Genomic DNA, 23,423 nt, shown 5'->3' on the forward strand with positions numbered 1-23,423 from the left:
CACTTCTTACGGCGTTTGCTGGACGGCCCGTTACGGCTTTCCGCTACGACGCGTCGAGCACCGTGCCGGTCAGTTCAGGTCCGCCGCTCTGCGGGTCCCCGTTCTCGTTCACGGCCACGAACCGTACGGACTCGGGCTGTTCGGTCACCTGGTCGGTGATCGTGGGCACGCTGATCTCCGCGCTGAGCTGTCCCGTCGGGACGGATGTCCACAGGAACAGGGGCACCTTGGACAGGGCGCGCTCCGGCGCGGGTTCCTCACCGGAGTTCTCGCGGAGCCATGTCGGGTCGACGTCCAGGGTGGACAACTCCGGGCCCGTGGTGACCGGTTGGACGATGAACGACGGGTTCAGCTCCACGTCGGCCGGTGCGGACAGCGTCACCTTCCACTTGAGGGGCCGGCCCTCGGTGACCCGGTCCGCGACCGGGGTGACCTTGAACGTCGGCATCGGGTCGTCGTTCTCGGCGGTCACCCCACCCCGGTGGGCGCCGACGACCGCGCCGTGCACCGCCTTCACATAGATGTCGTGCTGGACACCGTAGTCGAAGCGGGTGTTGCCCTCCACCTTCACCGGTACGTCGATGCTGTTGCCGCCGGGCCGTACGGTCACCAGGCGTGAAGTGTCCTGGTTCGTGGCCGGGTTGTTGATGTAGACGCGGACCTGGCCGCTGCCGTGGCCGGAGACCTGGACGGGCACGCGGTACGTCTTGACGCCCGAGTCGCCCTCCTTGACGGTGAGTCGGCCGATGTCGACGCGGGGGAGCGGGGCCGGGACGGCCGCCGGGGTGCCGGGGCGCCAGCCCCAGGCGTCCATCAGCCAGGCCTTGCCGGAGCGTGAACGCGGGGTCAGGTCAAGGGACTTGACGCGCTTCAGGTCGAGCCCCGCGTGGGAGGCGGCCGTCAGCGGTACCCGGACCTCGCGGGCCCAGTACGAGGCGGTGCGCTCGGTGCCGGGCAGGCCGTCGACGCGGACGCGGCCGAGGGTCGCGCGGTGGCCGGCGGTGTCGGTGAGGGACACGTCGAGCTGGGTGCCGGTGGTGTTCGGCGGCACGATCACGCGCAGGGCGAGATCCTTGGCGCCGCCGAGGGAGACCGGCTTGCCCGGACGTACCGTCACCTTCGAACCGGCCGAGGACCAGCGCAGGGCGACGGCGCGGCGGCCGACCTCCTTCGAGGCCTCCCAGGATGCGAAGTGCGGGGAGCTGCCCTTCGTGTCGGCGTCCAGGCAGGCGACGGCCGGGTCGGGATCCACCGCGGAGCACAACTTGCCTCCCGAGACGGTGACTTGACCGTCCGGCAGGAACCCGGCGCCACGGTTCGCGCCCACCGCGTGGGTGAGGACGCGCGCGGGGTCCGCCGAGGGGGCCCGGCGGCCGGAGCCGTCGAGCAGCTCGCGCGCCCGGTCGTCCCCGGCGACGAACAGCCGTGCCGCCGTGGCGATGTAGGTCGAGCCCGCCTTGTGCTGCTGGTCGGCGGTCAGACGAGTTGCGGCACCCGGTGAGCACACCGCGTCCCGCTGGTCGGGGTCGTCGTAGAAGTCGTCGGACGCGGGCGCCTCGGCCTGGCCCGGCGTCCACTCGGTGTTGAAGAAGTTGTGGTCGGCGCCCTCGACGTAGACCGCGCTGTGCAGGGCGGTGCCCTTGCTGACTCCGCGCGTGCCGTCGACGTACACCTCGCCCTGGAGGTCGGAGACGTCGCCGTCGCAGCCGGGCAGGATCGTCGCCGACGGCACGTCGGCCACCGGGTTCTGGCCGAAGATCGTGGGGCCGATGAGGACGGTGCCGCGGATCTTCCAGCGCACCGGGCCGCGATAGCCGTCCTGGGCGGCCGGCGGCGGGTAGAGGCTGTCCATCGCCGCCCGGTTGACGCCCTCGCCACCGCGCGAGTGCCCGACGAGCAGGACGCGGGAGAGGTCGGCGCGGGGCGCGTTCCGGACCACCGCCGGGGCCGTCTCCGGGTGGGCGGACCACTCGGCCCAGCGGGCCAGGTGCTGCCGGACCAGCGACGAACGGCCTTCCGCGCCGGCGTCCTCGACATCGGCGTCCTGGGCGTTGATGCCGTTCGCGGAGATCGACACCGTCACATAGCCCTGGGAGGCGAGGAGTTGCTGGTCGCGCAGATAACCCCGGTAGCTCGGAACCGACTTGAGGCCGGTGGGGCAGGGCCAGTCGCCGGTGATGTCCTCGGTGCCGGGCTTGTAGCAGGTGTAGTGCCGGCCGTGCAGGAAGAGCGCGAGCGGCCGCTTGCCGGTGGCGCCCTTGGGCGCGACCACGACGGCCTGCATCTCGATCGGCTGCGGATACCCGGGCAGGCGAACCGAGTTGAGCGTGTACTCACCGGTCGTCGTACGGTACGAGCCCGGCTTGCCGGGGTCGATCGCACCGGCCGGGAGCGGGGCCGCCGGTCGCGCGACGGCCTCAGAACGCCCGTTGCCGGAACCGCTGTTGTCACCGGCGGCGTCCAACCGCCGCCCCGCGGCCAGGACCTGAAGGTCCGTCAGCTGCCGTGGTGCGACGGCGCCGAGGCCGAGCCGGAACGTCCGTCCGTCCTTCGCCGGTCGCGGTACGCCGAGGAGCCGGCCGCCGGCATGGAACTCGACGCGCGCGTCCCCCATGGGCACCCGCTTGCCCGAGCGCCAGACCAGCTGCTGCGCGGAACCCTTCCCCGTGATCCGCCAACCCGGCGGAAGAGTGCCGTCGTCGGCTGCCGCCGTCGCCGTGAACGGTCCGGCGTCCGACGGTGGCGCCGCCTGCGCCGACCCGGACATCCCTCCCGCCACCGCGAGCACCGTCGCGGCCGTGACCCATATTCGCCGGGCGCGGAACAATGTGTTCTCCTCCTCGAACCCCAGGCTCAGGCGCCCCGTCTGTCACGGGAGCCTCTCGCGCCCCGGAGGACGAGAAGCGGAGCCTGTGGGTTGCCTGTGGAGGAGGATTCGGCCGATCTTCGTCGGGCCGGGCTCGAACTCGGCCCCGCGCTAAGGCCGTTCGGGCACCGTTCGCCGATCGATGTCGGTCGGCGTGGAGGTCAGTGCCAGGCCCGGTACGGCTCGTCGACGAGTTGGAAGACCGGTTCGCCCCGCACCGGGTCCTTGGCCGTCGACAGCCGGACGCGGTCGCCGCTGTGGATGCCGATGGGCGGGCCGATGACCCGGCCGCGCACCACGAAGCCCTCGGCCATCTCGATCAGCGACACATTGCGGGCGGCGGGGGTATTGCGGTGCACCGTCGTGGAGTGGCGGACCGTGCCGGTGCCCGCGCTGCGCTCCGTGCGCAGGTCGCCGCCCTGACAGACCGGGCACAACAGCCGGTGGTACATGGCCGTCGCGCACCAGGTGCAGCGCTGGAAGAGGATGGTGTCCCGGTCTGCCGTGGGCGGATCGAGGAGGCCCGCCGGGGAGCCGACTGCCGGACGGGTCGCGAATCCTGAGTGGTGGTACACGCTGTCAACTCCCTGCGCTCGGCCGGAATCCCGCGCGCGCGGCCGGGCCGGGCACGCAGGTGCGCGGTTCGCCGTGCGACCGTGCACGACCTCAGTGTATGGCACTCAGTGCCAAGCGTAAAGACACTGCGTACCCTTGAATGCGCTGATTCGGGCGTGTGGCCGTGCCGGTTCAGTCGCGGCCGAGCGCGGTCTCCACCTCCTGGACGACGCGCCACAGCGGGACCCCGCGCCGGGAGACGACCACCACGACGTCCTCGGGCCGCTGTTCCGCGACGGGCGGTTCCGGAGGGGGCCCGAAGGCGGACTGCACATACCCCAGCGCGTGGTCCACCTCGGCGCCCGCGTCGCGCTGTCCGTCCGAACGCAGCCAGGAACGCAGGGCGTTGTTGTGCGCCGCGACCACGGCGGCGGCGATCACGTCCGCCTGCAGCGTCCCGTCGCGCCGCCCGGCGAAGCGCCCGCGCAGATAGTCGGCGAGGGCACGCTCGTAGCGCCACACCACCGACAGCTCGTACGCGCGCAGGCCCGGCACCTTCTTGGTGAGGCGGTAACGCTGCACGGAGAAGGTCGGGTTCTCGTTGTACATGCGCAGTACGAGCCGGGCCGCGTCGCAGACCCGCCGCACGGGTTCGTGCTCGTCGCCGCCGGCGGAGAGGAAGGCCGTCATGTCGGCCAGACAGCGCTCGTGGTCGGGGAAGACCACGTCCTCCTTGGACGGGAAGTAGCGGAAGAACGACCGCCGTCCCACCCCGGCCAGCGCCACGATGTCGTCGATGGTGGTCTGTTCGTAGCCCCGCTCCAGGAACAGCTGGAACGCGGCCGCCACCAGGGCGTCCCGCATGGGCGGCTTGGAGCTCATGGACGGGAACGTAGCACCAGGCCGGCACGGATGGCACTCGGTGCGCATCCGACGGGGAACTGAGTCCCCTCCGAGGTGCGGATCCGACGACGCGGATCGTTTTGATCGATACGACCGATGTGATCGCGACGGTCGAGTCGGTCGATACGATCCGCGGCATAGAGTGACCGTGACCAGCACGGCTTTCAGGGGGACCCATGCGACTCCACGTCGACCAGCGCCATGAGCGGGTGCTCGAACTCGTCCGTGAGCGCGGCAGCCTGCGGGTCGCCGAACTCGCGGCCGAACTCGGCGTCTCCGCCGTCACGTTGAGGCGTGACGTGGAGGCGCTGGCCGGTCAGGGCCGGGTGCACCGGCTGCACGGCGCGGTGGTGTGGCCGGGCGGCGCGAGCACCGTAGGAGTGCGGGCGCGGCAGGAGCCCGCCGAGTCCGCGCCGTCCGCCGAGGGCGTCGTGATCGGAATGATCGTGCCGACCACCGCCTCGATCTTCGCCGACATAGTGCGCGGCGCCCGCGAGGCCGTGGGAGCGCAGGGCGGCCGACTCGTCCTCGGGGTCTCCGGATACGTCGACACGGAGGACGCCGTCCAGGCCGGGCACCTCGTCGCGGGCGGCGCGCAAGGGCTGCTCGTCGCGCCGAGTTGGTCGGGAGGCGCCCCCGTCGACGGCCAGGAAGAGTGGCTCCTCGACCGGGGTGTGCCCACCGTCCTGGTCGAACGCTCCGCCCCGCCCGGCAACCCCGCCGCCGCCCTCGACCGGGTGCGCACCGACCGCGCCCACGGAGCCGCCGTCGCCGTCGGCCACTTCGCCGCCCTCGGCCACCGCCGGATCACCGCCGTACTCCAGGAAGGCCCACACGCCGAGCGGATCCTCGCCGGCTACGAGTCGGCCGTACGCTCCCTCGGTCTCGACGACGCCCGGGGCGCCCCGTCCGTCCGCGAACACGGCGACTACGAATCGAGCGTGGACTACCTCGTCGACGCGGTCCGCGAGCGCGGAGTCACCGCCGCCCTCGTGCACAGCGACGAGGACGCGATCGTGCTCGTGCCCCGCCTCCAGGCCCGCGGGATCCGTGTCCCGGACGACCTGGCGCTGATCGCCTACGACGACGAGGTCGCCCCGCTCGCCGACGTCCCGCTCACCGCCGTGGCTCCTCCGAAGCGTGCGGTGGGGGAGGCGGCCGCGCAGCTCCTCCTGCAACGGCTCGCCGAGCGCGGCAGCGGACGCCGCCCTGCCCCGCGTCAACACGTCGAACTCCTCCCCGAGTTGAGGATTCGCTCGTCCTGCGGAGCCAAAACGCTCGCCCACTGACCGCGGGCCGACCGTTTTGATCATTCCGCGCGAACGCTCTCGACTGAGGAGACCCCGTATGCCCTCCACACCCCTCGCCCGCCCCCGCGTCCTGTACGTCACGGACCTGGCCTATCCGGCCCGCGGGCGCCGCTACTGCGACGAGGACATCGACCTGACCTCCCGGCTGCGCGAGGACTTCGACCTGGCGCTGTGTCATCCACTGGACGCGGCCGCGCTGATGGACGGCTTCGACGCGGTCGTGGTCCGCAACAGCGGTCCCGTGCTCGGATATCCGGCGCAGTACGCCGCGTTCCGCGAGCACGCGCTCCGCACCGGGGCCCGTGTCTACAACCAGCTGTCGGGCCGCGCGGACATGGCGGGCAAGCAGTACCTCCTCGACCTGAGCGCCGCCGGGTTCCCGGTCATCCCGACCGTCGACCGCGTCGAGGACCTCGACCGGCTGCCCCGCACGGACCGCTATGTGGTCAAGCCCAAACTCGGCGCCGACTCGATAGGCCTGGAGATCGTCCCGGCGGACCGCCTCCCCGCGCTGATCGACGGGAGCGTCCTGGTCCAGCCGTGCGTCGACTTCTCGTACGAGGTGTCCTTCTACTTCGTCGACCACGACTTCCAGTACGCCCTTCATGCCCCGGACACCGAGAAGCGCTGGCAGCTCGAACCGTACGAACTCACCCCCGGGGACCTGGAGTTCGCGCAGCGGTTCGTCGACTGGAACGCCATCGACCACGGCATCCAGCGCGTCGACGCCTGCCGCGCCCCGGACGGCGAGCTGCTCCTGGTCGAGCTGGAGGACCTCAACCCGTACCTCTCCCTGGACGCGCTCGACGACATGCGGCGGGACGCGTTCGTCGCCGCGCTGAAGGCGTCCCTGCACCGGTTCGTGCGAGCGTGAGGTTGCGCTGAACTCCGGCGGCCGTGCGCGCGTATCTCTCCAGGGGGATGGCGGAAGTCCGTGCGCGCGGAACGGAAGGAGAGCAGTGTGTCTACACCGCCCGAACCGGGATCGTCGCCCGGCGGCCCGGTCCTGGAACCCGCCCGAGTCCTGCGTCGCCGCCGCTCCGACAATCTCGCGGAGCTGATGCGGGAGCCCCGCCGGGACTCCTCCGTCTTCGAGTCGGTGCCGGTGCCCCGGCCGTTCTTCGGCTCCGAGGCCGAGACCCAGGAACTGCCGCCCGTAACCGGCGAGTTGCCCCCGCTGCCGGCCACCAGTCCCTTCGGGCCCGGTCTGCGCCGGGCCGCGATCGTGGTCGGCGTGAGCGCCGCCGCGCTGGTCGGTTTCGCCTGCGCCCTGCTGCTGCCCGGCAAGGGCGAGGCCAGCACGGCCCAGCCGGTCGCCACCCCCACTCCGGTGGCGTCCGCCACGGCCACGGCCGACACCACCGCCGACCCGGACGGCGCCGGCACCCTCCGCGAGGGCGACAGCGGCCCCGAGGTGAAGGAACTGGAGCAACGCCTCCTGCGCATCCCGAACGTCTACGAGAACGGCTCCACCAGCGGCGAGTACGACGCGACGCTCACGGCCGCGGTCGCCCGCTTCCAGCTCTGGTACGGCATCCGGGGCGACGAGAACGGCGTCTACGGCGACGACACGCGCAAGGACCTGGAGTCCCGCACGACGCTCGACGACGGCCAGTAGGCGAACGACGTTCCGAACGCGGGGCAAGGCCTGCGGAAAGTCCGGTGCTGTCGGGGCCGTAGAGCCCCATCATGGACAGCGCGGCGCCGCAGGTCGGCGGTGTCGTGCCCGCTGCGAACCGAAGGCCACGCCGATGAACGGCTCCCGCGTCCCCGGTCTGATCCTGCCCGGAGTCCTTCTGCTGGCCCTCGTCGTGGGCGTGTTCTGGTACTGGCGGCACCGCGACGACGACTGAGACCCCGGCCGGCGGTGGGGTCAGCGTCCCGTGCTGTGCCCGACCAGCGCCTCGGTCACCGCGCGGACGCTGCGCGCGATGTGCTGGAGCTGAAGGACCTCGGCGGCGTACAGCTTGATGGTGTGCTCGATGACCGACTCGGGCAGGCCGATGCCGGGCAGGTCGGCCCGCGCGGTCTGCAGGGCGGTCCGGGCCACCCGGATCTCGTGCTGGACCTGGATCTGCGCATGGCGGGCGAGCAGCACGGGATGGCGGATGAACGCGGGATAGCTGGCGTAGCGGGCCGGCACCAGCTCGCGCAGCCACTTGGCCGCAGAGCGCTCCCAGTCGTAGCTGCCCGGAGTCTTGACCTGACAGGGCCAGTCCTGGCTGATGCGCGTGGTGGTCAGTTGCATGTCATCGCTTCCCGGTGTGCGGCGTCGCGGGGGTGGGTCGACGGTGTGGGGCGGCCCCGGCCCAGGGGATGACCGAGGCCGCCCTGGGCGCTCGCGCAGGCGATGCCCTACCGAGCACACCCGGCGCCGACGCGGGTAGGAGACGGCGGCTGGGAGTGCTCGTGCGAGGGCCCCGGGAAAGAGGTGTCGCCGGCGCGGCGGGTGGAACGGTCGTGCGCATGGGCGGGCCGGACTTTCTCGGGGCGGGTGCGATCCGTGAGCAGTATTTATATATGCCGTCCGCTTTGCAAGGCGTATGAAAACATTCATACGCGAAATGGGCGGAATCATCCCCATGTGAAGTTGTTCGAGGGGGAGGGGTCGGTCAGTCCCGCATGAAGAACTGGTGCTGCTCGGCGATCTGTTCGTAGTCCTCCAGGCGGGCCTGGGTCCGCTCCGGATCGGCGTCCGTCATGGCCTGGAGCAGGGCGGACGCCATGACGCCGGGCGCGGCGTACGAGTCGAAGACCAGGCGGGAACCGGTGCCGGTGGCGAAGGTGACGTCGGCCTCGTCGGCTAGCGCACCGAGCGCCAGATCGGTCACGAGGGCCACCTTGAGCCCGGCGCTGCGCGCCACCCGGAGCGCGGTGAGCGTCTCGTGCGCGTGCCGCGGCATGTCGAACGCGAGCAGCCAGGTGCCGCCCGCCTCGCGTGACTGCAGGATCGCGTCGTAGGCGACGCTGCCGCCCCGGGTCACCAGCCGTACGTCGGGGTGGATACGGCGTGCCGCGTACGCGAAGTACTCGGCGAGCGAGACGGAGATGCGCAGGCCGAGGACGGTGAGCGGGGTGGACGCCGACAGTTCGCGGCCCACCTCGATCAGCCGGTCGGGGTCGGCGAAGTCCCGGCGCAGGTTCTCCAGGTTCTCGATCTCGGCGTCGACCGCGGCCTGCAGTTCGTTGCTCCGGTTCTCCTCGGCCGCCGGGCCGCCCGCGAGGGTGCGCAGGGCGATCGCCTGGAGCCGCTCCCGTAGCGCCGGGTAACCGCTGAAGCCGACGGCCGCGGCGAACCGGGTCACCGAGGGCTGGCTGACGCCGACGCGCTCCGCGAGATCGGTGATGGAGAGGAACGCCGCCTCGGTGATGTGCTCGATCAGGTACTGGGCGATGCGCCGCTGACCCGGCGACAGCCGTGGCCCGTCGAAGAGTTCTCTGAGCTGGGAAGTCGGTGCCGCGCCGACTTCCGGGTCGGTCTTGCCCGAGGTGATCGCGGATGCCTGGGCGCGTGCCTGCTGCGGCGATGGCACCGGTGCGCTTCCTTTGTCTCCCACAGCCACTGAACATAGCTCACAGAGCGTTGTGACCAGAGAGCGATCAGCGCCGGTAGATCGTGATCGAATGACCGACTTGATCGATCGGACGACTGCTGTCGATCAACTCGGCCAGTTTTCCCCGGGCTTTGTCGATCGCGGTGTCCGAGACGACCAGCAGTCCGTGCACATCGCGCACCCCTACCTTGCGGGGATCGGACGACTCGATGCCGTAGTACGACGGCACACTGCTGCCCTTGTAGACGAGCCAGACCCGCTCGCCCGCGTACCGCTCGTGCAGCCGGTCGGCGAGGCGCCCGAGGTCCTGGCCCCAGTCCACGTTGGAGTCGTGCAGCCGCAGATAGGTCTTCGCCGGACCGCCGAACGCCTCGTTGGAGTACGGCAGATAGTAGGGAAACGTCCGCAGCGAACTCACCGCGACGAACGCCACCAGCAGCCCCGTGGACAGCGGAGCCCACCGCCACCACGTCCGCAGTGCCGGCACACAGGCCGCCGCGACCGCCAGGAACATCGGCACGAAGATGGCGTACCGGGTACCGAAGTCCCGTGAACCGTCCATCGCCGTGGCCAGCAGCACGGCGGTCGGGACCAGCAGATACGGCGCCGCGGGCCGCAGCCGCCGTACCGCCACGACCGCGACGGCACCCGCCGCCCACAGCGCGATCATGCCGAGCGGTGTCTTCACCATCAGCGCCACCGGCAGGTAGTACCAGTGCGACCCGGTGTAGAGGTGCCCGAACAGGAAGCCCTGCCACGGGTAGTCCTCCAGGCCGAACTGGATGAGCATCCCGTCCCGGAACGCCCGCGGGAACGGCAGGAGCGGCACCAACTGCCCGCGCAGGCCGTGGATCACGGGCACCGGTTCCGTGGACGTGAACCGCAGCTGCGGATCGACGACGAGATACGACGCCCAGACGACGGCCAGCGCGACGACGGCCATGGCGACCGCGCCCGCCGCACCGAGCGCCAACACCCGCAGCCGGGCGGCACGTTCGGCCGGGCGGCGGGCGGACCACACCGACGCGACGGCGAGGAGCATGAGCACGGGGACGGCCGGCAGGGCGCTCATCTTCGTCGCTACGGCGGCCCCGAGTGCGACCCCCGCGAGCGGCAGATACAGCTTCGGGCGCCGTCGCGCCCGCCACAGCAGCCACACCGACGTCAGCAGAAAACCGGCCTCGGGCACGTCGAGCGTCGCCAGCGAACCGTGCGCGATGACATCGGGCGAGAACGCGTACAAGGCGAGCGCCACCAACCCACGTGCCGGGCCCACGAGTTCACGCGCGAAGGCGAACACGACGAGCCCGAACAGTAGGGTCAGCACGATCACCGGGAGCCGGGCCCAGAACATCAGCCGCCAGGGGTCGTTGCCCGACTCGTAGAGCAGATGACGGCCCAACGCCCCCTGGTCGCCTTGGTAGTCGGTGTCGAAATGCGGGTTGGCGATCGCGATCCCGGCGGCGATCACCAGCTTCCCGAGGGGCGGGTGCTCGGGGTTGTAGTCGAGGCTGTGCTCGCGCAGATAGACGGTGGCCGTGGCCACGTAGACCGGCTCGTCGATGGTCGGTGTCTGCTGGACGGCGGTCGTGATCATCACGGCGGCCATCTGCGCGAGGAGCACCACCACGAGGAGGGGCAACAGCCGGCGCTTGCGGCGCCGTAGCCCGGCGTAGAGGCGTGTCGACCGGGACTCGCGGGCGCGCGGCGGCGCGTCCCCGCCACCGCCGTCGTCGAGCGTGTCGGGGTCGAGGACCGAGTGCTGTTCGCGCGCCATCATCCGCCCTGCGGTGAGGCCGGCCGTGTGGTGGCGGGAGCGAGCCGGGGCCGGGTCATGGCCCTACTGTCGCATCGCTCCCGCCACCAGGGGCGTCACCGCTTCAGGAGTCGTACCGACAGACCTTCCGCCGTATACACGGGTACGGCCCGCAGCTTGTCCGAGTTCACCGTGATGCTGTCGAACTGGCCGCGCAGCGAGGACGCGCCCAGGACCCGCACCGTGGAGCCCGCGACCGGCGGGTGCTCGGCGTCGAATCGCAGGGACAGGGTGCTGCCCTTGCCGAGGGTCGCGCGCCGGGTGATCTCGACGGAGGGCTGGTGGCCCGAGCGGAGCGTGACCTCAAGGGTGGCGGACTGCTGGGTGTAGGCGCCGTGGATCTGCACGGACTCCGAGACCCGCAGCGAACCGCCGAGCACGCTCACGTCACCGTGGCCCAGCGCGTGCGCCGAACCGGCAACCAGCGCACCGGACTTGAGCACGGTCCCGCCCGTGTAGGCGTTGTGCCCGGTCAGGGTGAGCGTGCCGGTGCCCTGCTTGGTCAGGCCGCCGCAGCCGTCGATGTCGTTGCGCCAGGCGTCGGCCGCGCCGAAGCCGCCGGCCGCCGCGTCGAGGGAGACGACGACGTCGGACTCGAAGGAGCCGTAACCGTCCGCCGCCGCGAAGAGGTTGAGGCGGCCCCACTGCTCGAACCCGTCGAGCAGGACGTACCCGGACGGCAGCGCGGTGGTGCGCAGCACCGCGCGTCGCTGGGCCGCGTCGAGGTAGGGCAGCCGGGTCTCCAGCAGCACCTCCGCGCCCTTGGGCACGGTCAGCGGCTTGTCGCGGCCGCTGCGGGTCAGCACGTAGGTGAACTTGGGCTCCACGACCCGGGAGTTGGCGGTCCGGTCCGCGTACGGGTCGGTCGCGGTGGTCGCCGAGTGGGCGTACGCGTACAGGGTGTCCGCCGTCGTGCCGGTCTTCGCCTCGAAGTAGGCGAGGGCCTGCGCGCGTGCGGCCGCCTTGAGCGTCGCGTTGGCCGGGTCGGCGAGCGTTGCGGCGGCGAGCGCGGTGGCCATGATGCGGCCGCCGATGACGTCGACCGTGGAGTGCATGCCGGCCATGATCCGGGTGTGGCTCAACTCCAGGGTGCGGGTGACCAGTTCCTGGAAGCGCTCCGGTACGGCGTACGCGTAGGCGAGGCCCGCCAGGTGGAAGGCGTTGGTGTGGCCGCTGGGGAAACCGCCGTCGTCGACCGGCGACGTGCTGCGCTGGCGCAGGAGTTGGGGCGCGACGATCACCTTGGAGTCGTAGACCGGGAAGCCGAGTGAGTCGACCTTGCCGGTGTCGACGACCTCGCTCTTCTCGTTCATGCGCCACGGACGCGGGTACTGGTAGGCGTACTTGCCCGGGTTGCCCGACGCGTAGTTGCCGCGCAGCGTGTCGACCAGTTCGGCCACCTTGCCGAGCGCCGAGTCGTGCGAGCCCGCGCCGAGCGCGGAACCGGCGGGCGCGTCGGCCGGGACGGCGTCGTTGATCGTGGTGGCGGGCGTGCCGTCGGGGGCGCTGGTGATCGAAGTGACGGCCAGGGCACCGGACTTGTAGAGGTCGGCCAGCGGACCCAGGCCCGCGATCATCGCGTAGCTCTGGTGCTGGCGGTCGTAGAGGAACGCCTCCTTCGCCTGGGCCTCGGTGCGGTGTGTGGTGAGGTCGACGCAGTACCGCACGTTGGCACGCAGGATCTCGGGCCGCAGCGGCGTGCCGGTGTTCCAGGCGGCGCCGGTCTTCCATATCTGCGCCATGCCGCCGAGGACCCGGACCACGGCGTTGGTCTCGGGCGTCAGGTTCGTGATGACGTTCGTCTTGTAGTCGTCCACGAACGGCAGCGGAGCGGTGGTGGCCTTGGCGTCCGCGGCGGCCAGCCAGCTGACCAGCGTGGGCGCGGCGACCACCCCGGCCGTCGCGCCGAGCGAGGTCTTGAGGAAACCACGTCTGTTCACGGCGGGTCGAACGTCGTTCGTGCGCTGCCCGGCGGGTGACGGCATGGGTGTGCCTCTCTTGAGTTCTACGGCGGTGAGGCCGGCGGGGTCGTGCGATCGGCTGTGGTTCGGGGTGCGTGGTGCGACGCGAGAAAGCGCATACGTCGGTTGGTGCGTACGTGCGAAGGTTTACGGCGAGCCGTGTCCCGTTGGAAGGGGTTCGGCGTCCATCACATGACCCCCGGGTGAACGGGGGCCGTGCGGTTCACAGGATCGATCGGGCCAGCGCCACCGCGCCCTCGACGGGCGGCACCTGGATGGGCCACGGCCGCGCCCCCGGCACCCGCTCGGCGAGCGCGGCGGTGAGGGCGTCGTACAGGCGGGGCTGGGCGAGGACGGTGCCGCCCGAGACCACCACGTCGTCGACGGGGACGCCGCGTTCGGCGAGCCGTACGACGAGTGCGGCGAGGGACTGTCCGGCCTCGGTTATCACCTCGCGCGCGAGGAGCGAGCCGGCGTCGGCCGCGGCGAAGACGACACGGGCGTGCCGTCCCCAGTCGGCGGAGACGTCGGAAGCGCTTTCCAACGCGGCGCCCAGCGCGGGCACTTCGGCCACGCCGAACGCCTCGACGAGTCCCAGGGCGAGTTCGTCCGGAGCCTCGCCCCGGTCGTGCGCGGCCCAGGCGGCGCGGGCCGCCTCGCGGACGAGTCCGGCGGCTCCGCCCTCGTCCCCCAACACCGCGCCCCAGCCGCCCACTTGGAGCCGGCTGCCGTCGGCGAGGAGGCCCACCGCGACGGAACCGGTGCCGGCCACCAGACCGACCCCCTTGTCCAACCCGGCCGCGGGGACGAGCAGTTCGGCGTCCCCCACGACAAGCACGGGCACCTTGAGACGCTCTTCCAGTGCGGCACGGATCTCTGCGCACTGGCGGGGTGTCTCACAGGCGTGCCCGCCCACGGCGACCGCGGACGGGCGCACATGTGCGGGCAGGGTGTCCTGGACGAGTGCGGTCAGCCAGTCGGCGGCGGCCACGGGGTCGTGCGGCCGCCAGCCGCTGCTCGTACGGATGTGGTCGGTGACGACATCCGCGCCCGCGCACGCGCGCAGATGTGTCTTGGTGCCACCCACGTCGATGCCGACCACGAGGGGCGTGAAGTCCTGCACGGAACCTCTTTCGTCGTTGCGCTGTGCTGCGACGGTGGGCGAACCGTGTCCGGGGGACCGGCAGTTGAAGCACTAGGGAAGCCCCGGGACGGGCTTCTGACGGACCACGGCAGGCGAGTACCGTGACGTTCGTTAGGAAGTTAACTAACGAAGTACAGTGCGTCAAGAGTCATCGCGAACTCGGTCACAGGGACCGTCGTCCGGGCCCGCGTGACGTCAGGACATCCCATCGCCGCATCCCACGGACACCCTCCGGGAGCGCGGCCTGTGAACTGGGGGAAGTGTGGAACACGTCGTGACGCAGGCGTCTCGGCTGACCGAGAGCGCGAGCGCGGTGTTCGAGGTGCTGGCCAGAGCCGGCAGCGCGACCCGGCCGCAGCTCGCGACCCTGGCGGGCCTGTCCAAGCCGACGGTGTCCTCCGCCGTCGTGGAACTGGAGAGCGTCGGGCTGGCCGCCCACTCCGGCACCGCCTCCGGCGGCACGGGCCGCAACGCCGCCGTCTACCGCCTCGGCCCGGCCGCCGGCGCCGTACTCGCCGTCGACCTCGGCCCCGCCTTCACCCGGGTGCGCGGCTGCGCCCTCGACGGCACCCTGCTGGCCGAGGCCACCCGTCCCCGGGAGAACGCCGCCGACGCCGTGCGCGAGGCCCTCGACGAGCTGCCGGCCGGCATCCCGCTGCGCACGGTCGTCGTCGCCGTCGGTGACGTCCTGGCGCGGGACCGGGCGGGCGCCGGGATGCGCCCCGCGACCGCCAAGGCGGGCCCGGTGTTCGACGCCATGACGGTCGCCCTGCCGCCGGGCGTGCCGGTCCACCTGGAGAACAACGTCAACTGCGCCGCCCTCGCCGAGCTGCACGAAGGTGCCGCCCGGGGCCGCAACACCTTCGGCTATCTGCGCATCGGCGTCGGTATCGGCCTCGGCATCGTCGTCGGCGGCCAGGTGCTGCGCGGCGCGAACGGCGCGGCCGGTGAGCTCGCCCGGCTGCCCTACCCCTGGGACGACGCCGTGGAGCCGCGCCGTGAGGCCCTGGAGGAGTACGTCGGCTCCCGCTCGCTGCTGCGCCGGGCGGCCGCGGCCTGGCGGGACGCCGACGGGCCGTGCCCCGACAGCGCGGAGGGGCTCTTCGCCCTGGCCGGGCGGGGGCAGGCCACGGCGAGTGCGGTGGTCGGCCGTCATGCCGCCGACGTAGGCCGTCTCGCCGCCGCCGTGGCCGCCGTACTGGATCCCGGACTGATCGTCCTGGGCGGCAGTACGGGCACCGACCCGCAGCTCCTGCCCGGGGTGCGGGCCGAGCTGGGGCGGCTGAGCTGGCCCACCGAGGTGGTCAGCAGCACGGTCGGCGATCTCGGCACCGTGGTGGGCGCCGCCCGGCTCGCGGTCGCCAGAGGAGTCCAAACCGTGACCGATGGTGCGGGGGTGAAGGATTGACGGCCTCCGACTTGGTCTGCCAATGTCCGGACAAGCGCTTTCTAAGTCGGTCGGGACGCCGACTTGGGGTGAGTCTTCTCAGCCCGTACGTGACGTACGGCAACCGCACGAGGGTGTGCTTGTGCGGTGACGGCCATGGCGGCCGGGGATCTCGCCCCGCGTGGACGACGCGGCCGGGCGAGGCCGTGCCCCCGGAAAGCGACCTTTCCTGCAAAATGCACCCGTGCCGCATCGGTCGGCGCCGTGCTCCGTCTCCTACGACGAAAAAGGGATCGAAGATGACCACTGTGGGTGTGCGGCGCTCCAGCCGACTCGGCCGCGGCGGCATGCGCCGCCTGGTTCCCCTCGCTGCCGCGACCGCGGCAGGAGCCCTGTTGCTCTCCGCCTGCGGGTCGGGGTCCGGCTCCGGCGGCACGTCCAAGTCGCTGACGTTCTGGATCTCCACGGTTCCGGGGCAGGACGCGGGCTGGAAGAAGCTGGTCGCGCAGTACAAGAAGGAAACCGGCGTCAAGGTCAAGCTCGTCAACATCCCCTACGACGGGTACACGACGAAGCTGCACAACGCCGCGCAGGCGAACTCGCTGCCCGACGTGGCGGACGTGCCGGCGCTGGACCCGATCTGGTCGAGCAAGCTGATCGACCTCAAGTCCATCGCGAACAACAAGAGTTACAACATCAACTCCAACTTCCTCGCGAAGGACTCGTCCGGGAAGGTGCTGGCCATCCCCTCGGACGTCACCGCGTCCGGCCTGTTCATCAACAAGTCGCTGTTCGAGAAGGCCGGCGTCGCCGTCCCCGCCTCGCCGGCGAAGACCTGGACCTGGACCGAGTTCATCGCGGCGGCGAACAAGGTGCGCGAGAAGACCGGCGCCAAGTACTCCCTGACGTTCGACCAGTCCCCGTCCCGGCTCCGCGCCATGGTGTACGAGATGGGCGGGAAGTACGTCCACGCCGATTCCTCCGGTAAGTTCTCGGTGGACGCGGCGACCAAGAAGGCCGTGAACACCTTCGTCGGATGGAACGACGACAAGACCATGCCGAAGTCGGTGTGGACCAGCGGCGCCGACCCGTCCGCCATGTTCCAGAGCGGTGACGTCGTCGCCTACTGGTCCGGCGTGTGGCAGGTGCCCGCCTTCGCGGACAGCATCAAGAAGTTCGAATGGGCGAGCGTCCCGACCCCCGCCCAGCCGGTGCAGGCCAGTGACGTCAACAGCGGCGGCATGATGGTCGGCTTCAACAACAACGGGGCCGCGGCCACCGCCGCGCAGAAGTTCATGTCCTGGGTGTACGAGCCGAAGAACTACACCGAGCTGGTCGAGACCTCCGGGTTCCTCCCCGTCGAGAGCGGTCTGAGCCCGAAGTACCCCTTCAAGTCGGCGGCGGCGCAGGCGGCGTTCAAGCTGTACAACGAGGAGATCCCGCTCTACGCCCCGATCTCGGGTTACTTCAACGGCGCGCAGACGAACTGGGTGCTGAAGGGCAAGAGCCTCACCGAGGACCCGACCAAGACGGAGCTCGGGAAGGCGATCAACGGCCAGCAGTCGGCCGACAAGGCCCTGCAGAACATCGTGGACGGCTACAACACGGCGGTCGGCGGCTGATCCTGGGCCAGAGGGCCGGGCGGCGGGATCACCGCCGCCCGCCCTGGTCGCCCACGTGATGCCCGGCTCATGACGTGAGCCGACAGCGATCCATTCCACCAGCACGGAAGTCAGGAAGATGACAAAAAGCGCCGCGGACGTGTCCGTGAGGCCGCCCAGGAAACGACGAAGCACCTACACCCTCGCGCCGCTCGTCCTCATCGCGGCCAACGTCGTGCTCTTCGCGTTGTTCTTCGTGTGGCCGGCGGTGATCGGGCTCGTCTACTCGTTCACGAACTACACGGGTGTGGGGGCGTTCCAGTTCATCGGGCTGGACAACTACCAGAACCTGTTCGGGGACTCCACTTTCTACGACGCGCTGTTCCGGACGCTGCTGTACACCGTGCTCGTCGTGCCGCTGAACTTCGTCCTCTCGCTGTTCATCGCCAACCTGGTGGTGAGCAAGCAGGCCAAGGGCGCGTCGGTCGCGCGTGTCGTCTTCTTCATCCCGTGGCTCATCTCGCCCATCGTCGTGGGTGTCCTGTGGCGGTGGCTGTTCGGTGAGAACTTCGGACTGATCAACTACGTCATCGAGAAGCTCGGCGGGCACGCGATCGCGTGGCAGTCGAACGCGGACCTGTCGCTGGGCGTCGTGGTGATGGCGGGTGCCTGGTGGGGCACGGCCTTCTCGATGCTGCTGTTCATCGCGGCGATCAAGAACGTGCCGGTGTCGTACTACGAGGCGGCCTCGCTCGACGGTGCCGGCCCCTGGCGCCAGTTCAGGAGCATCACGCTGCCGAGCATCGCGCCCACCTCGTTCATCGTGATCCTGCTCAACACGATCAACGCGATGAAGGAGTATCCGCTCTTCGTCTCCCTCAACAACGGCGGACCGGGTACCTCGAACAACCTGCTTGTCCAGTACATCTATCAGACCGGCTTCAACCGGGGCCAGATCGGCTACGCGAGCGCCGCGTCGTTCGTGCTCATGCTCATCCTGATGGCCGTCGCGATCATCCAGCTGATCGTCAACCGGCGGGTGGAGAACCGATGACAACCACAGACACGCCGCGTCCGGTCGACACCGATTCCGCCCGGACCCTTTCCAAGAGGCAGCGACGCAACGGGCGTGACGGCGGGCTGCGGAGCGCGGTACCCGCGACGACACTGCTGTGGATCCTCGCGGCCCTCTATGGGCTGCCGGTCGCCTGGTTCGTCCTCAGCTCCTTCAAGCCGGCCGGAGACCTGTTCTCCCTTCCGCTGACGGTGCTGCCGCACAACCCCACGCTGTCGGGTTACAAGGCGGCGTGGGACAGCGCCAACTTCTCCCAGTACTTCATCAACACGGCCCTCGTGTGCGTGATCACGACGATCCTCACGGTGGGGGTCAGCTGCTGCACCGGGTACGCGCTGGCCAAGTACAACAACAGGTGGCTGAAGTTCTTCTTCCTCTGCATCCTGGCCACCACGATGCTGCCGTCCGAGGTCATGCTCGCCCCCGAGTTCCTGGTGGTCCGCGACCTCGGCCTCTACAACACGTTCGGCGGCATCATCCTCCCGGCCGTGCTCACCGCGACCGGCTGCTTCATGTTCCGCCAGTTCTTCCTGACGGTCCCCGACGAACTCGTGGAAGCCGCCCGCATCGACGGCGCCCGTGAACTGTCGATCTTCCTGCGGATCATGGTGCCGATCTCCCGGCCCATCATGCTGACCCTGGCCATCCTGTCCTTCCAGTGGCGGTGGAACGACTACATCTGGCCGCTGCTGATGCTGAACGACCCCAACAAGTTCACCGTGCAGATCGGCATCCAGAGCCTCGTCGGCGCGCAGAACATCAACTGGTCGGTGCTGCTGGGCGGTTCGGTCATCTCGATGATCCCGCTGATCGTCATCTTCCTGGTCTTCCAGCGGTACGTCATGAGCGCCGACATCAACGCCGGACTGAAGGACTGACCTTGCCCACCCCGCTCGACCACGATTTCGTCCGCGCGGCGGCCGGCGCCGCCGACCGGTCGGCCGCCCCGCTGGCGGCCGGCCCCGACGAGGAACCCGCCGGTGTGCCGCACCGTGGTCTGGCGCGCCGGGTCAAGACCCTGATCGCGGCCTACCGTTCCCCTGACTCGGCCCTGCACGGCAGCGGACAGGCCCTCGCCGCCGCGACGACCCACCTCCGCGCCCTGCGGGCCGTGCAGACGCCCTCCGGTCTCTTCGCGGGCGGAGACAACGTCCAGTCACCGCCCGACTCCGCGTTCACCGTCAACGACGTGTGCGACGCGCACGTCCTCGCCGCCGGCGCGGGACCGGAACTGGACGAGGTGACGGCCGCCCTCGCCGAGATCGCCGACGCCGCCACCCCCAGTCTCCTGACCGGCGGAGTGCACACCCCGAACCACCGCTGGGAACTGTCCGCGGCGCTGGCCCGGCTGCACCGCTCGTTCCCCGACGACCGGCTGCTCGACCGCGCCGAGCAGTGGCTCGCCGAGGGCGTCGACATCGACGCGGAGGGCCTGTACTCGGAACGCAGTGCCGTCTACGCGGCCCTGGTGACCAACCCGTCGCTGCTGCTGTTGGCCGAGGTGCTCGGGCGTACCGACCTGCTGGACGCCGTCGAACGCAACCTCGCCGCGACCCTGGACCTGATCAGACCGGACGGCACGGTGGAGACCGTCCACTCGCGCCGCCAGGACCAGAGGCTCTCGTTCGCGCTGTGGCCCTACCTGCCGCACTACCGGCTGCTCGCGATCCGCACCGGCCGGGGCGACTTCGGCAGAGCGGCACGCTCGGCGGCGGCCGGAGGCATCGAGGACCCGAACCTGCTCGCCGAGACCTTCCTCACCCCCGACCTGTGCCACGAGCTGCCGACACCGACGCCCGAACTCCTGCCCCGCGACCGGTACTTCACCACGGCCCGCCTCGCCTCCCGCACTTCCACCACCGCGCACAGCGTCCTCTACGGCGGCTCCGACGTGCCCGAACACCGGCGCATCCGCTCGGGCCTCGCCTGCAACCCCACCTTCCTGCGCCTGTTCGCCGGTGCCGCCGTCCTCGACGCGGTCCGTCTCTCGCGGGTGTTCTTCGACCTGGGTCCGTTCCGTGCCGCCGACATGGAACAGCTCGCCGACAACCGGTACCGGCTCACCCAGACCCTCACCACGGCCTACTACCAGCCGCTCCCGAAGGACCGGAGGCGCGACGACGGCGCCTACCGCCTGGTGGACGAGGGCCGCTTCTCCGCGGCGATGGCCTTCCCCGACCGCCCTCAGGACGAGGTCTCCCACACGACCCGGGTCGAGGCCGACCTGCGGGAGGACGGGGCCGACCTCCGGATCGACATCAGCGGCCCCCAGGTGCCCTGGTCCCTCGAACTCACCTTCCGGCCAGGGGGTGTTGTCGAGGGCGCCGAACCGATCGGCGAGGGCCGCTGGTGCCTGACGACCGAGCCGCTGACCTACCGCGTCGGCGACGACGAGATCCGCGTCGAGGCCACCGTCGAGACGGGCGAACCCCTCGCAGGACCCGACCAGAGCGACGTACTACGGTACGACCCGGGCCAGGACCACACCGTGGTCGGCGGCACCGACGCGACGACGGGGAACCGCGTCTACCTCGGTGGACACGGCCCGCAGACCCTGACCGTCGCCCTGCGCACCCGCCGCCCCGCACCCGCCTCCTGACTCCGACGACCCACGCCATGGCCACCTCAGGCATGAAGGGCTGACCCACCCCGATGCAACTCCCTCACCAGCGCGGCCCGTTGCACCACCTCCCCGACACCCCGGAGGCCTACGACGCGGTCCTCGCCGATGTCGTCGAGCAGGCCCTGCGGCGCATCACACCGGAGGGCAACCTCGAACACCCCGACTGCTACGACGACATCGGGGACACCTCGCTCGGGATCACCTCCCTGCTGGCCTTCGCCTGGCAGCGCGGCAAGGACCAGCGGCTGCCGGAGGCGGTACGGCGCAGCCTCGCCTTCCACCTCCGCGAGCGCGTCTACACCGAGGACAACCCCGGCTACCCGAACCTGAGGGTCCGCAACTCCGGTCTCCCGTACGCCCGTTACGTCCTGGAGGCGGGCGCCCACCCCATCGGCGACTGGCCGAGCACGGCATGGGCGCTGCTCCAGGCGGTCAACATCCTGGACGCGACGGACGGCCTCGTCGACGACGAACAGCGCGCCGAGCTGGTCGAGTTGGCGCACGGCTACTGGCGCTGGCTCACCGAGGCGACCTTCTTCAACCCGCAGGAAGCCGGCAACCAGGCCATCGGATGCGTCGTCGGCGGCCTGATGCTGGCCCGCCATCTCCCTTCGGGGGAAGGCGAGTCGGTCCGCACCCGCGCGCTCCGCGTGTACGCCGACGAGATCCGCGCCCACCGCGTGAGCGACCGCGGCGCCCTCCTCCCGCCCGAGCACGGCGGCGCGTACGACAACAACTACGGCCCGATCTCCCTGTCGTTCCTCGCGCAGGCCCACATCGTCAGCGGCGAGGAGGTCTTCGCCGAGGACGGGGAGGCGCTGGCCCGCTACATCGACGCACGCCTCACCAACGGCGGCTTCGACAACGGCGGCCCCCGCTACAGCGAACAGCACTCCGCCTTCGAATCCGTTCTCGGCCTGCGCTATTTCGGCAGCCGTATCGGCTCGGACATCGGCCGCTACCGGGGCGACAGCCGCTGGGCCCGGCACGCGGTCAAGCCCGACGGGGGAGTGGACGGCCACTTCGCGTGGATGCTGGTCTGGCAGATCCAGGACAGCACGCGCTGGCACCGCACCCCGTCCACAGCGGCCGCCCGGCATCAACTGCGCGCCGGTACCGTCTCGGTGGCCTTCGACAGCAAGATGACCCCGTCACTGGTCGAGGCGGACGGCACGTACTACCTGCCCGCCGCCGTGAACCGCCAGCACGGCTTCGGCCCGGTGCTCGACGGCTTCCTGCTGTGCCGCCCGATGGGCGAGGTACGGGTCCGGGACCTCCAAGTCGACGGCCTGACAGCCAAGTTGGTCACCAAGCCGGTCGTCGGCCGCGACCACGTCCTGCGGCACATCCAGTCCCTGTACGTCACCGACGGCACACGCCTCTGGATGACGGTGGCCGTCGAACGGCTCGACGGAGAACCGTACTTGCTGGCCGGGCTGCCCTACGCGGCGGACGACGGGGACCGGGTGCGCCGGACGGCGGAGGGCGACGTCACCTCCGCGGGCACCCTGCGCCTCACCCACCCGACCGGCGAGGGCGCCGACCACTTCGACGCCCGCTCCGAACTCACCCAGCAGGAGGCGGCGTTCGCCCTCGCCGCCGACCCGCGCGGCTACGGCAACCCCGACGAGGGCTGGCTCCACCTGGTCAGCTCCACGGCACTGGAGGCCGACCCGGCACCGGGCGCGCCGGAGCACCTGCACGTGTTCGCCGTACGGTACGGACCCGGGGACAGTGACTTCACGCCCGTCTTCGAGACCGGCGAGGACGGACTGACCGTGCGTACCGAGGCGTTCACCGCGGTGATCGGCGACCCGGCGGGCGACGCCGACGCGGAGCCGGAGCTCACCCTGCGTGCCTGAGGGCCCTCAACTGCCTGCCCGCGCCGCCGAGTTCTGCTCCGGCGCGGGCAGCGCACCGACCGGCACGACCAGATCCGCGCGGTCCCGGGTCGCCGCCACCAGGTCGGCGTTGCGCTGATCCGTGCCCGACACCCAGGCCACCGCCGTCTCGTGGTCCTTGCCGAACTCCTCGTGCCGGGCGACGAGTCGGCGGACGCGTTCGTCCTCGTCGGCCTCGCAGAACCACACCTCGTCCAGGCACGGCCGTACCCGCGCCCATGAACCCGCCTCCAGCAACAGGTAGTTGCCCTCGGTCACCACCAACCGGGCCGTAGGCAGCACCGGGATGGCTCCGGCGATCGGCTGTTCCAGCACCCGCTCGAAGCCCGGCGCGTACACCACCTCGTCCGTCTCCTCGCGCAACCGCCGCAGCAGCGCCGCGTACCCCGCCGCGTCGAAGGTGTCGGGCGCGCCCTTGCGGTCGCGGCGGCCGAGGCGGTCCAGTTCGACGTCGGCGAGGTGGAAGCCGTCCATGGGGACGTGCGCGACCCACGGTTCGCCGGTGCCGTTCAGTGTTCGCACGAGGTGCTCGGCGAGCGTCGTCTTGCCCGCCCCGGGACTGCCGGCGATCCCCAGAACGGCACGTCGGCCGGGGGTGACGAGGGCGGTGGCACGGGCGAGGAGGTCGTCGAAAGTCAGCGGCACACGGAGAGTGTGCCATCCGTCTCGGTTGCCCGGTCAGGGCGATGATGTGCGGAAGATCGGGGAGTCGAGCCGACAGAGAGAC

Annotated in this window: 18 protein-coding genes; 9 read left to right on the top strand and 9 right to left on the bottom strand. The window is 70.9% G+C overall.

Annotated elements, in window-relative coordinates:
* Positions 1-43: 43 nt before the first annotated feature.
* The 3 genes from ACIBK4_RS15990 to ACIBK4_RS16000 all read right to left on the bottom strand — a co-directional run bounded on the left by ACIBK4_RS15990 (position 44) and on the right by ACIBK4_RS16000 (position 4,285).
* Positions 44-2,827, bottom strand: coding sequence for a hypothetical protein (locus ACIBK4_RS15990; RefSeq protein ID WP_398995286.1), 2,784 nt, complete (start codon positions 2,825-2,827; stop codon positions 44-46).
* 200 nt (positions 2,828-3,027) lie between these two features.
* Positions 3,028-3,441, bottom strand: coding sequence for a Zn-ribbon domain-containing OB-fold protein (locus ACIBK4_RS15995; RefSeq protein WP_398995288.1), 414 nt, complete (start codon positions 3,439-3,441; stop codon positions 3,028-3,030).
* A 172-nt stretch (positions 3,442-3,613) separates the two neighbouring features.
* Entirely contained in the window at positions 3,614-4,285 is a 672-nt protein-coding gene (locus ACIBK4_RS16000; RefSeq protein WP_398995778.1) for a TetR family transcriptional regulator, read from the bottom strand.
* A 215-nt stretch (positions 4,286-4,500) separates the two neighbouring features.
* On the opposite strand from ACIBK4_RS16000, the gene ACIBK4_RS16005 reads away from it, so the two are divergent.
* From ACIBK4_RS16005 to ACIBK4_RS16015, 3 genes are all read left to right on the top strand, one after another.
* Positions 4,501-5,613: a substrate-binding domain-containing protein gene (locus ACIBK4_RS16005; protein WP_398995290.1), complete on the top strand. Its 1,113-nt coding sequence runs from the start codon at positions 4,501-4,503 to the stop codon at positions 5,611-5,613.
* Between the two features lie 58 nt (positions 5,614-5,671).
* The gene (locus tag ACIBK4_RS16010; RefSeq protein ID WP_398995291.1) at positions 5,672-6,508 is read left to right on the top strand and encodes a hypothetical protein; all 837 of its coding nucleotides are present in this window, start codon (positions 5,672-5,674) and stop codon (positions 6,506-6,508) included.
* A gap of 87 nt (positions 6,509-6,595) precedes the next feature.
* Complete coding sequence (locus ACIBK4_RS16015; protein WP_398995293.1) at positions 6,596-7,252, top strand: peptidoglycan-binding protein; 657 nt, start codon at positions 6,596-6,598, stop codon at positions 7,250-7,252.
* A 255-nt stretch (positions 7,253-7,507) separates the two neighbouring features.
* On the opposite strand, the gene ACIBK4_RS16020 is transcribed toward ACIBK4_RS16015, so the two are convergent.
* From ACIBK4_RS16020 to ACIBK4_RS16040, 5 genes are all read right to left on the bottom strand, one after another.
* Positions 7,508-7,882: a hypothetical protein gene (locus tag ACIBK4_RS16020; RefSeq protein WP_019064417.1), complete on the bottom strand. Its 375-nt coding sequence runs from the start codon at positions 7,880-7,882 to the stop codon at positions 7,508-7,510.
* Between the two features lie 364 nt (positions 7,883-8,246).
* Entirely contained in the window at positions 8,247-9,167 is a 921-nt protein-coding gene (locus ACIBK4_RS16025; protein ID WP_398995295.1) for a MurR/RpiR family transcriptional regulator, read from the bottom strand.
* A 67-nt stretch (positions 9,168-9,234) separates the two neighbouring features.
* Positions 9,235-10,968 carry an ArnT family glycosyltransferase gene (locus tag ACIBK4_RS16030; RefSeq protein WP_398995297.1) on the bottom strand — a complete coding sequence of 578 codons (1,734 nt, stop codon included), beginning with the start codon at positions 10,966-10,968 and terminating at the stop codon, positions 9,235-9,237.
* 92 nt (positions 10,969-11,060) lie between these two features.
* Positions 11,061-12,989, bottom strand: a complete 1,929-nt coding sequence (locus ACIBK4_RS16035; protein WP_398995299.1) for a phosphatase PAP2 family protein — start codon at positions 12,987-12,989, stop codon at positions 11,061-11,063.
* A gap of 199 nt (positions 12,990-13,188) precedes the next feature.
* The gene (locus ACIBK4_RS16040; protein WP_398995301.1) at positions 13,189-14,088 is read right to left on the bottom strand and encodes an N-acetylglucosamine kinase; all 900 of its coding nucleotides are present in this window, start codon (positions 14,086-14,088) and stop codon (positions 13,189-13,191) included.
* Between the two features lie 295 nt (positions 14,089-14,383).
* On the opposite strand from ACIBK4_RS16040, the gene ACIBK4_RS16045 reads away from it, so the two are divergent.
* The 6 genes from ACIBK4_RS16045 to ACIBK4_RS16070 all read left to right on the top strand — a co-directional run bounded on the left by ACIBK4_RS16045 (position 14,384) and on the right by ACIBK4_RS16070 (position 22,657).
* The gene (locus tag ACIBK4_RS16045) at positions 14,384-15,517 is read left to right on the top strand and encodes an ROK family protein (protein ID WP_398995303.1); all 1,134 of its coding nucleotides are present in this window, start codon (positions 14,384-14,386) and stop codon (positions 15,515-15,517) included.
* Positions 15,518-15,795: 278 nt separating this feature from the next.
* Complete coding sequence (locus ACIBK4_RS16050; RefSeq protein WP_398995304.1) at positions 15,796-17,118, top strand: extracellular solute-binding protein; 1,323 nt, start codon at positions 15,796-15,798, stop codon at positions 17,116-17,118.
* Between the two features lie 118 nt (positions 17,119-17,236).
* Positions 17,237-18,151, top strand: coding sequence for a carbohydrate ABC transporter permease (locus ACIBK4_RS16055; RefSeq protein WP_398995305.1), 915 nt, complete (start codon positions 17,237-17,239; stop codon positions 18,149-18,151).
* The gene (locus ACIBK4_RS16060; RefSeq protein WP_398995306.1) at positions 18,148-19,050 is read left to right on the top strand and encodes a carbohydrate ABC transporter permease; all 903 of its coding nucleotides are present in this window, start codon (positions 18,148-18,150) and stop codon (positions 19,048-19,050) included. Before ACIBK4_RS16055 ends, ACIBK4_RS16060 begins: the two co-directional genes overlap by 4 nt.
* A gap of 2 nt (positions 19,051-19,052) precedes the next feature.
* On the top strand, positions 19,053-20,771 hold the full coding sequence (locus ACIBK4_RS16065; protein ID WP_398995308.1) for a hypothetical protein: 1,719 nt from the start codon (positions 19,053-19,055) through the stop codon (positions 20,769-20,771).
* A gap of 53 nt (positions 20,772-20,824) precedes the next feature.
* Positions 20,825-22,657, top strand: a complete 1,833-nt coding sequence (locus ACIBK4_RS16070; protein WP_398995309.1) for a hypothetical protein — start codon at positions 20,825-20,827, stop codon at positions 22,655-22,657.
* A gap of 6 nt (positions 22,658-22,663) precedes the next feature.
* Here the strand turns inward: ACIBK4_RS16070 and ACIBK4_RS16075 are convergent, their stop codons facing one another.
* Positions 22,664-23,341: a nucleoside/nucleotide kinase family protein gene (locus tag ACIBK4_RS16075; protein WP_398995311.1), complete on the bottom strand. Its 678-nt coding sequence runs from the start codon at positions 23,339-23,341 to the stop codon at positions 22,664-22,666.
* Positions 23,342-23,423 lie beyond the last annotated feature (82 nt).

The organism is Streptomyces sp. NPDC050528, from assembly GCF_044457795.1.
Classification (GTDB): Bacteria; Actinomycetota; Actinomycetes; order Streptomycetales; family Streptomycetaceae; genus Streptomyces.

Bases quoted from the DNA above. Each gene is read 5' to 3' on its own strand.
- ACIBK4_RS16030 (WP_398995297.1), bottom strand. From the start codon at position 10,968: ATGATGGCGCGCGAACAGCACTCGGTCCTCGACCCCGACACGCTCGAC.
- ACIBK4_RS16000 (WP_398995778.1), bottom strand. From the start codon at position 4,285: ATGCGGGACGCCCTGGTGGCGGCCGCGTTCCAGCTGTTCCTGGAGCGG.
- ACIBK4_RS16055 (WP_398995305.1), top strand. From the start codon at position 17,237: ATGACAAAAAGCGCCGCGGACGTGTCCGTGAGGCCGCCCAGGAAACGA.
- ACIBK4_RS16070 (WP_398995309.1), top strand. From the start codon at position 20,825: ATGCAACTCCCTCACCAGCGCGGCCCGTTGCACCACCTCCCCGACACC.
- ACIBK4_RS16010 (WP_398995291.1), top strand. From the start codon at position 5,672: ATGCCCTCCACACCCCTCGCCCGCCCCCGCGTCCTGTACGTCACGGAC.
- ACIBK4_RS16050 (WP_398995304.1), top strand. From the start codon at position 15,796: ATGACCACTGTGGGTGTGCGGCGCTCCAGCCGACTCGGCCGCGGCGGC.
- ACIBK4_RS16020 (WP_019064417.1), bottom strand. From the start codon at position 7,882: ATGCAACTGACCACCACGCGCATCAGCCAGGACTGGCCCTGTCAGGTC.
- ACIBK4_RS16060 (WP_398995306.1), top strand. From the start codon at position 18,148: ATGACAACCACAGACACGCCGCGTCCGGTCGACACCGATTCCGCCCGG.
- ACIBK4_RS16005 (WP_398995290.1), top strand. From the start codon at position 4,501: ATGCGACTCCACGTCGACCAGCGCCATGAGCGGGTGCTCGAACTCGTC.
- ACIBK4_RS16035 (WP_398995299.1), bottom strand. From the start codon at position 12,989: ATGCCGTCACCCGCCGGGCAGCGCACGAACGACGTTCGACCCGCCGTG.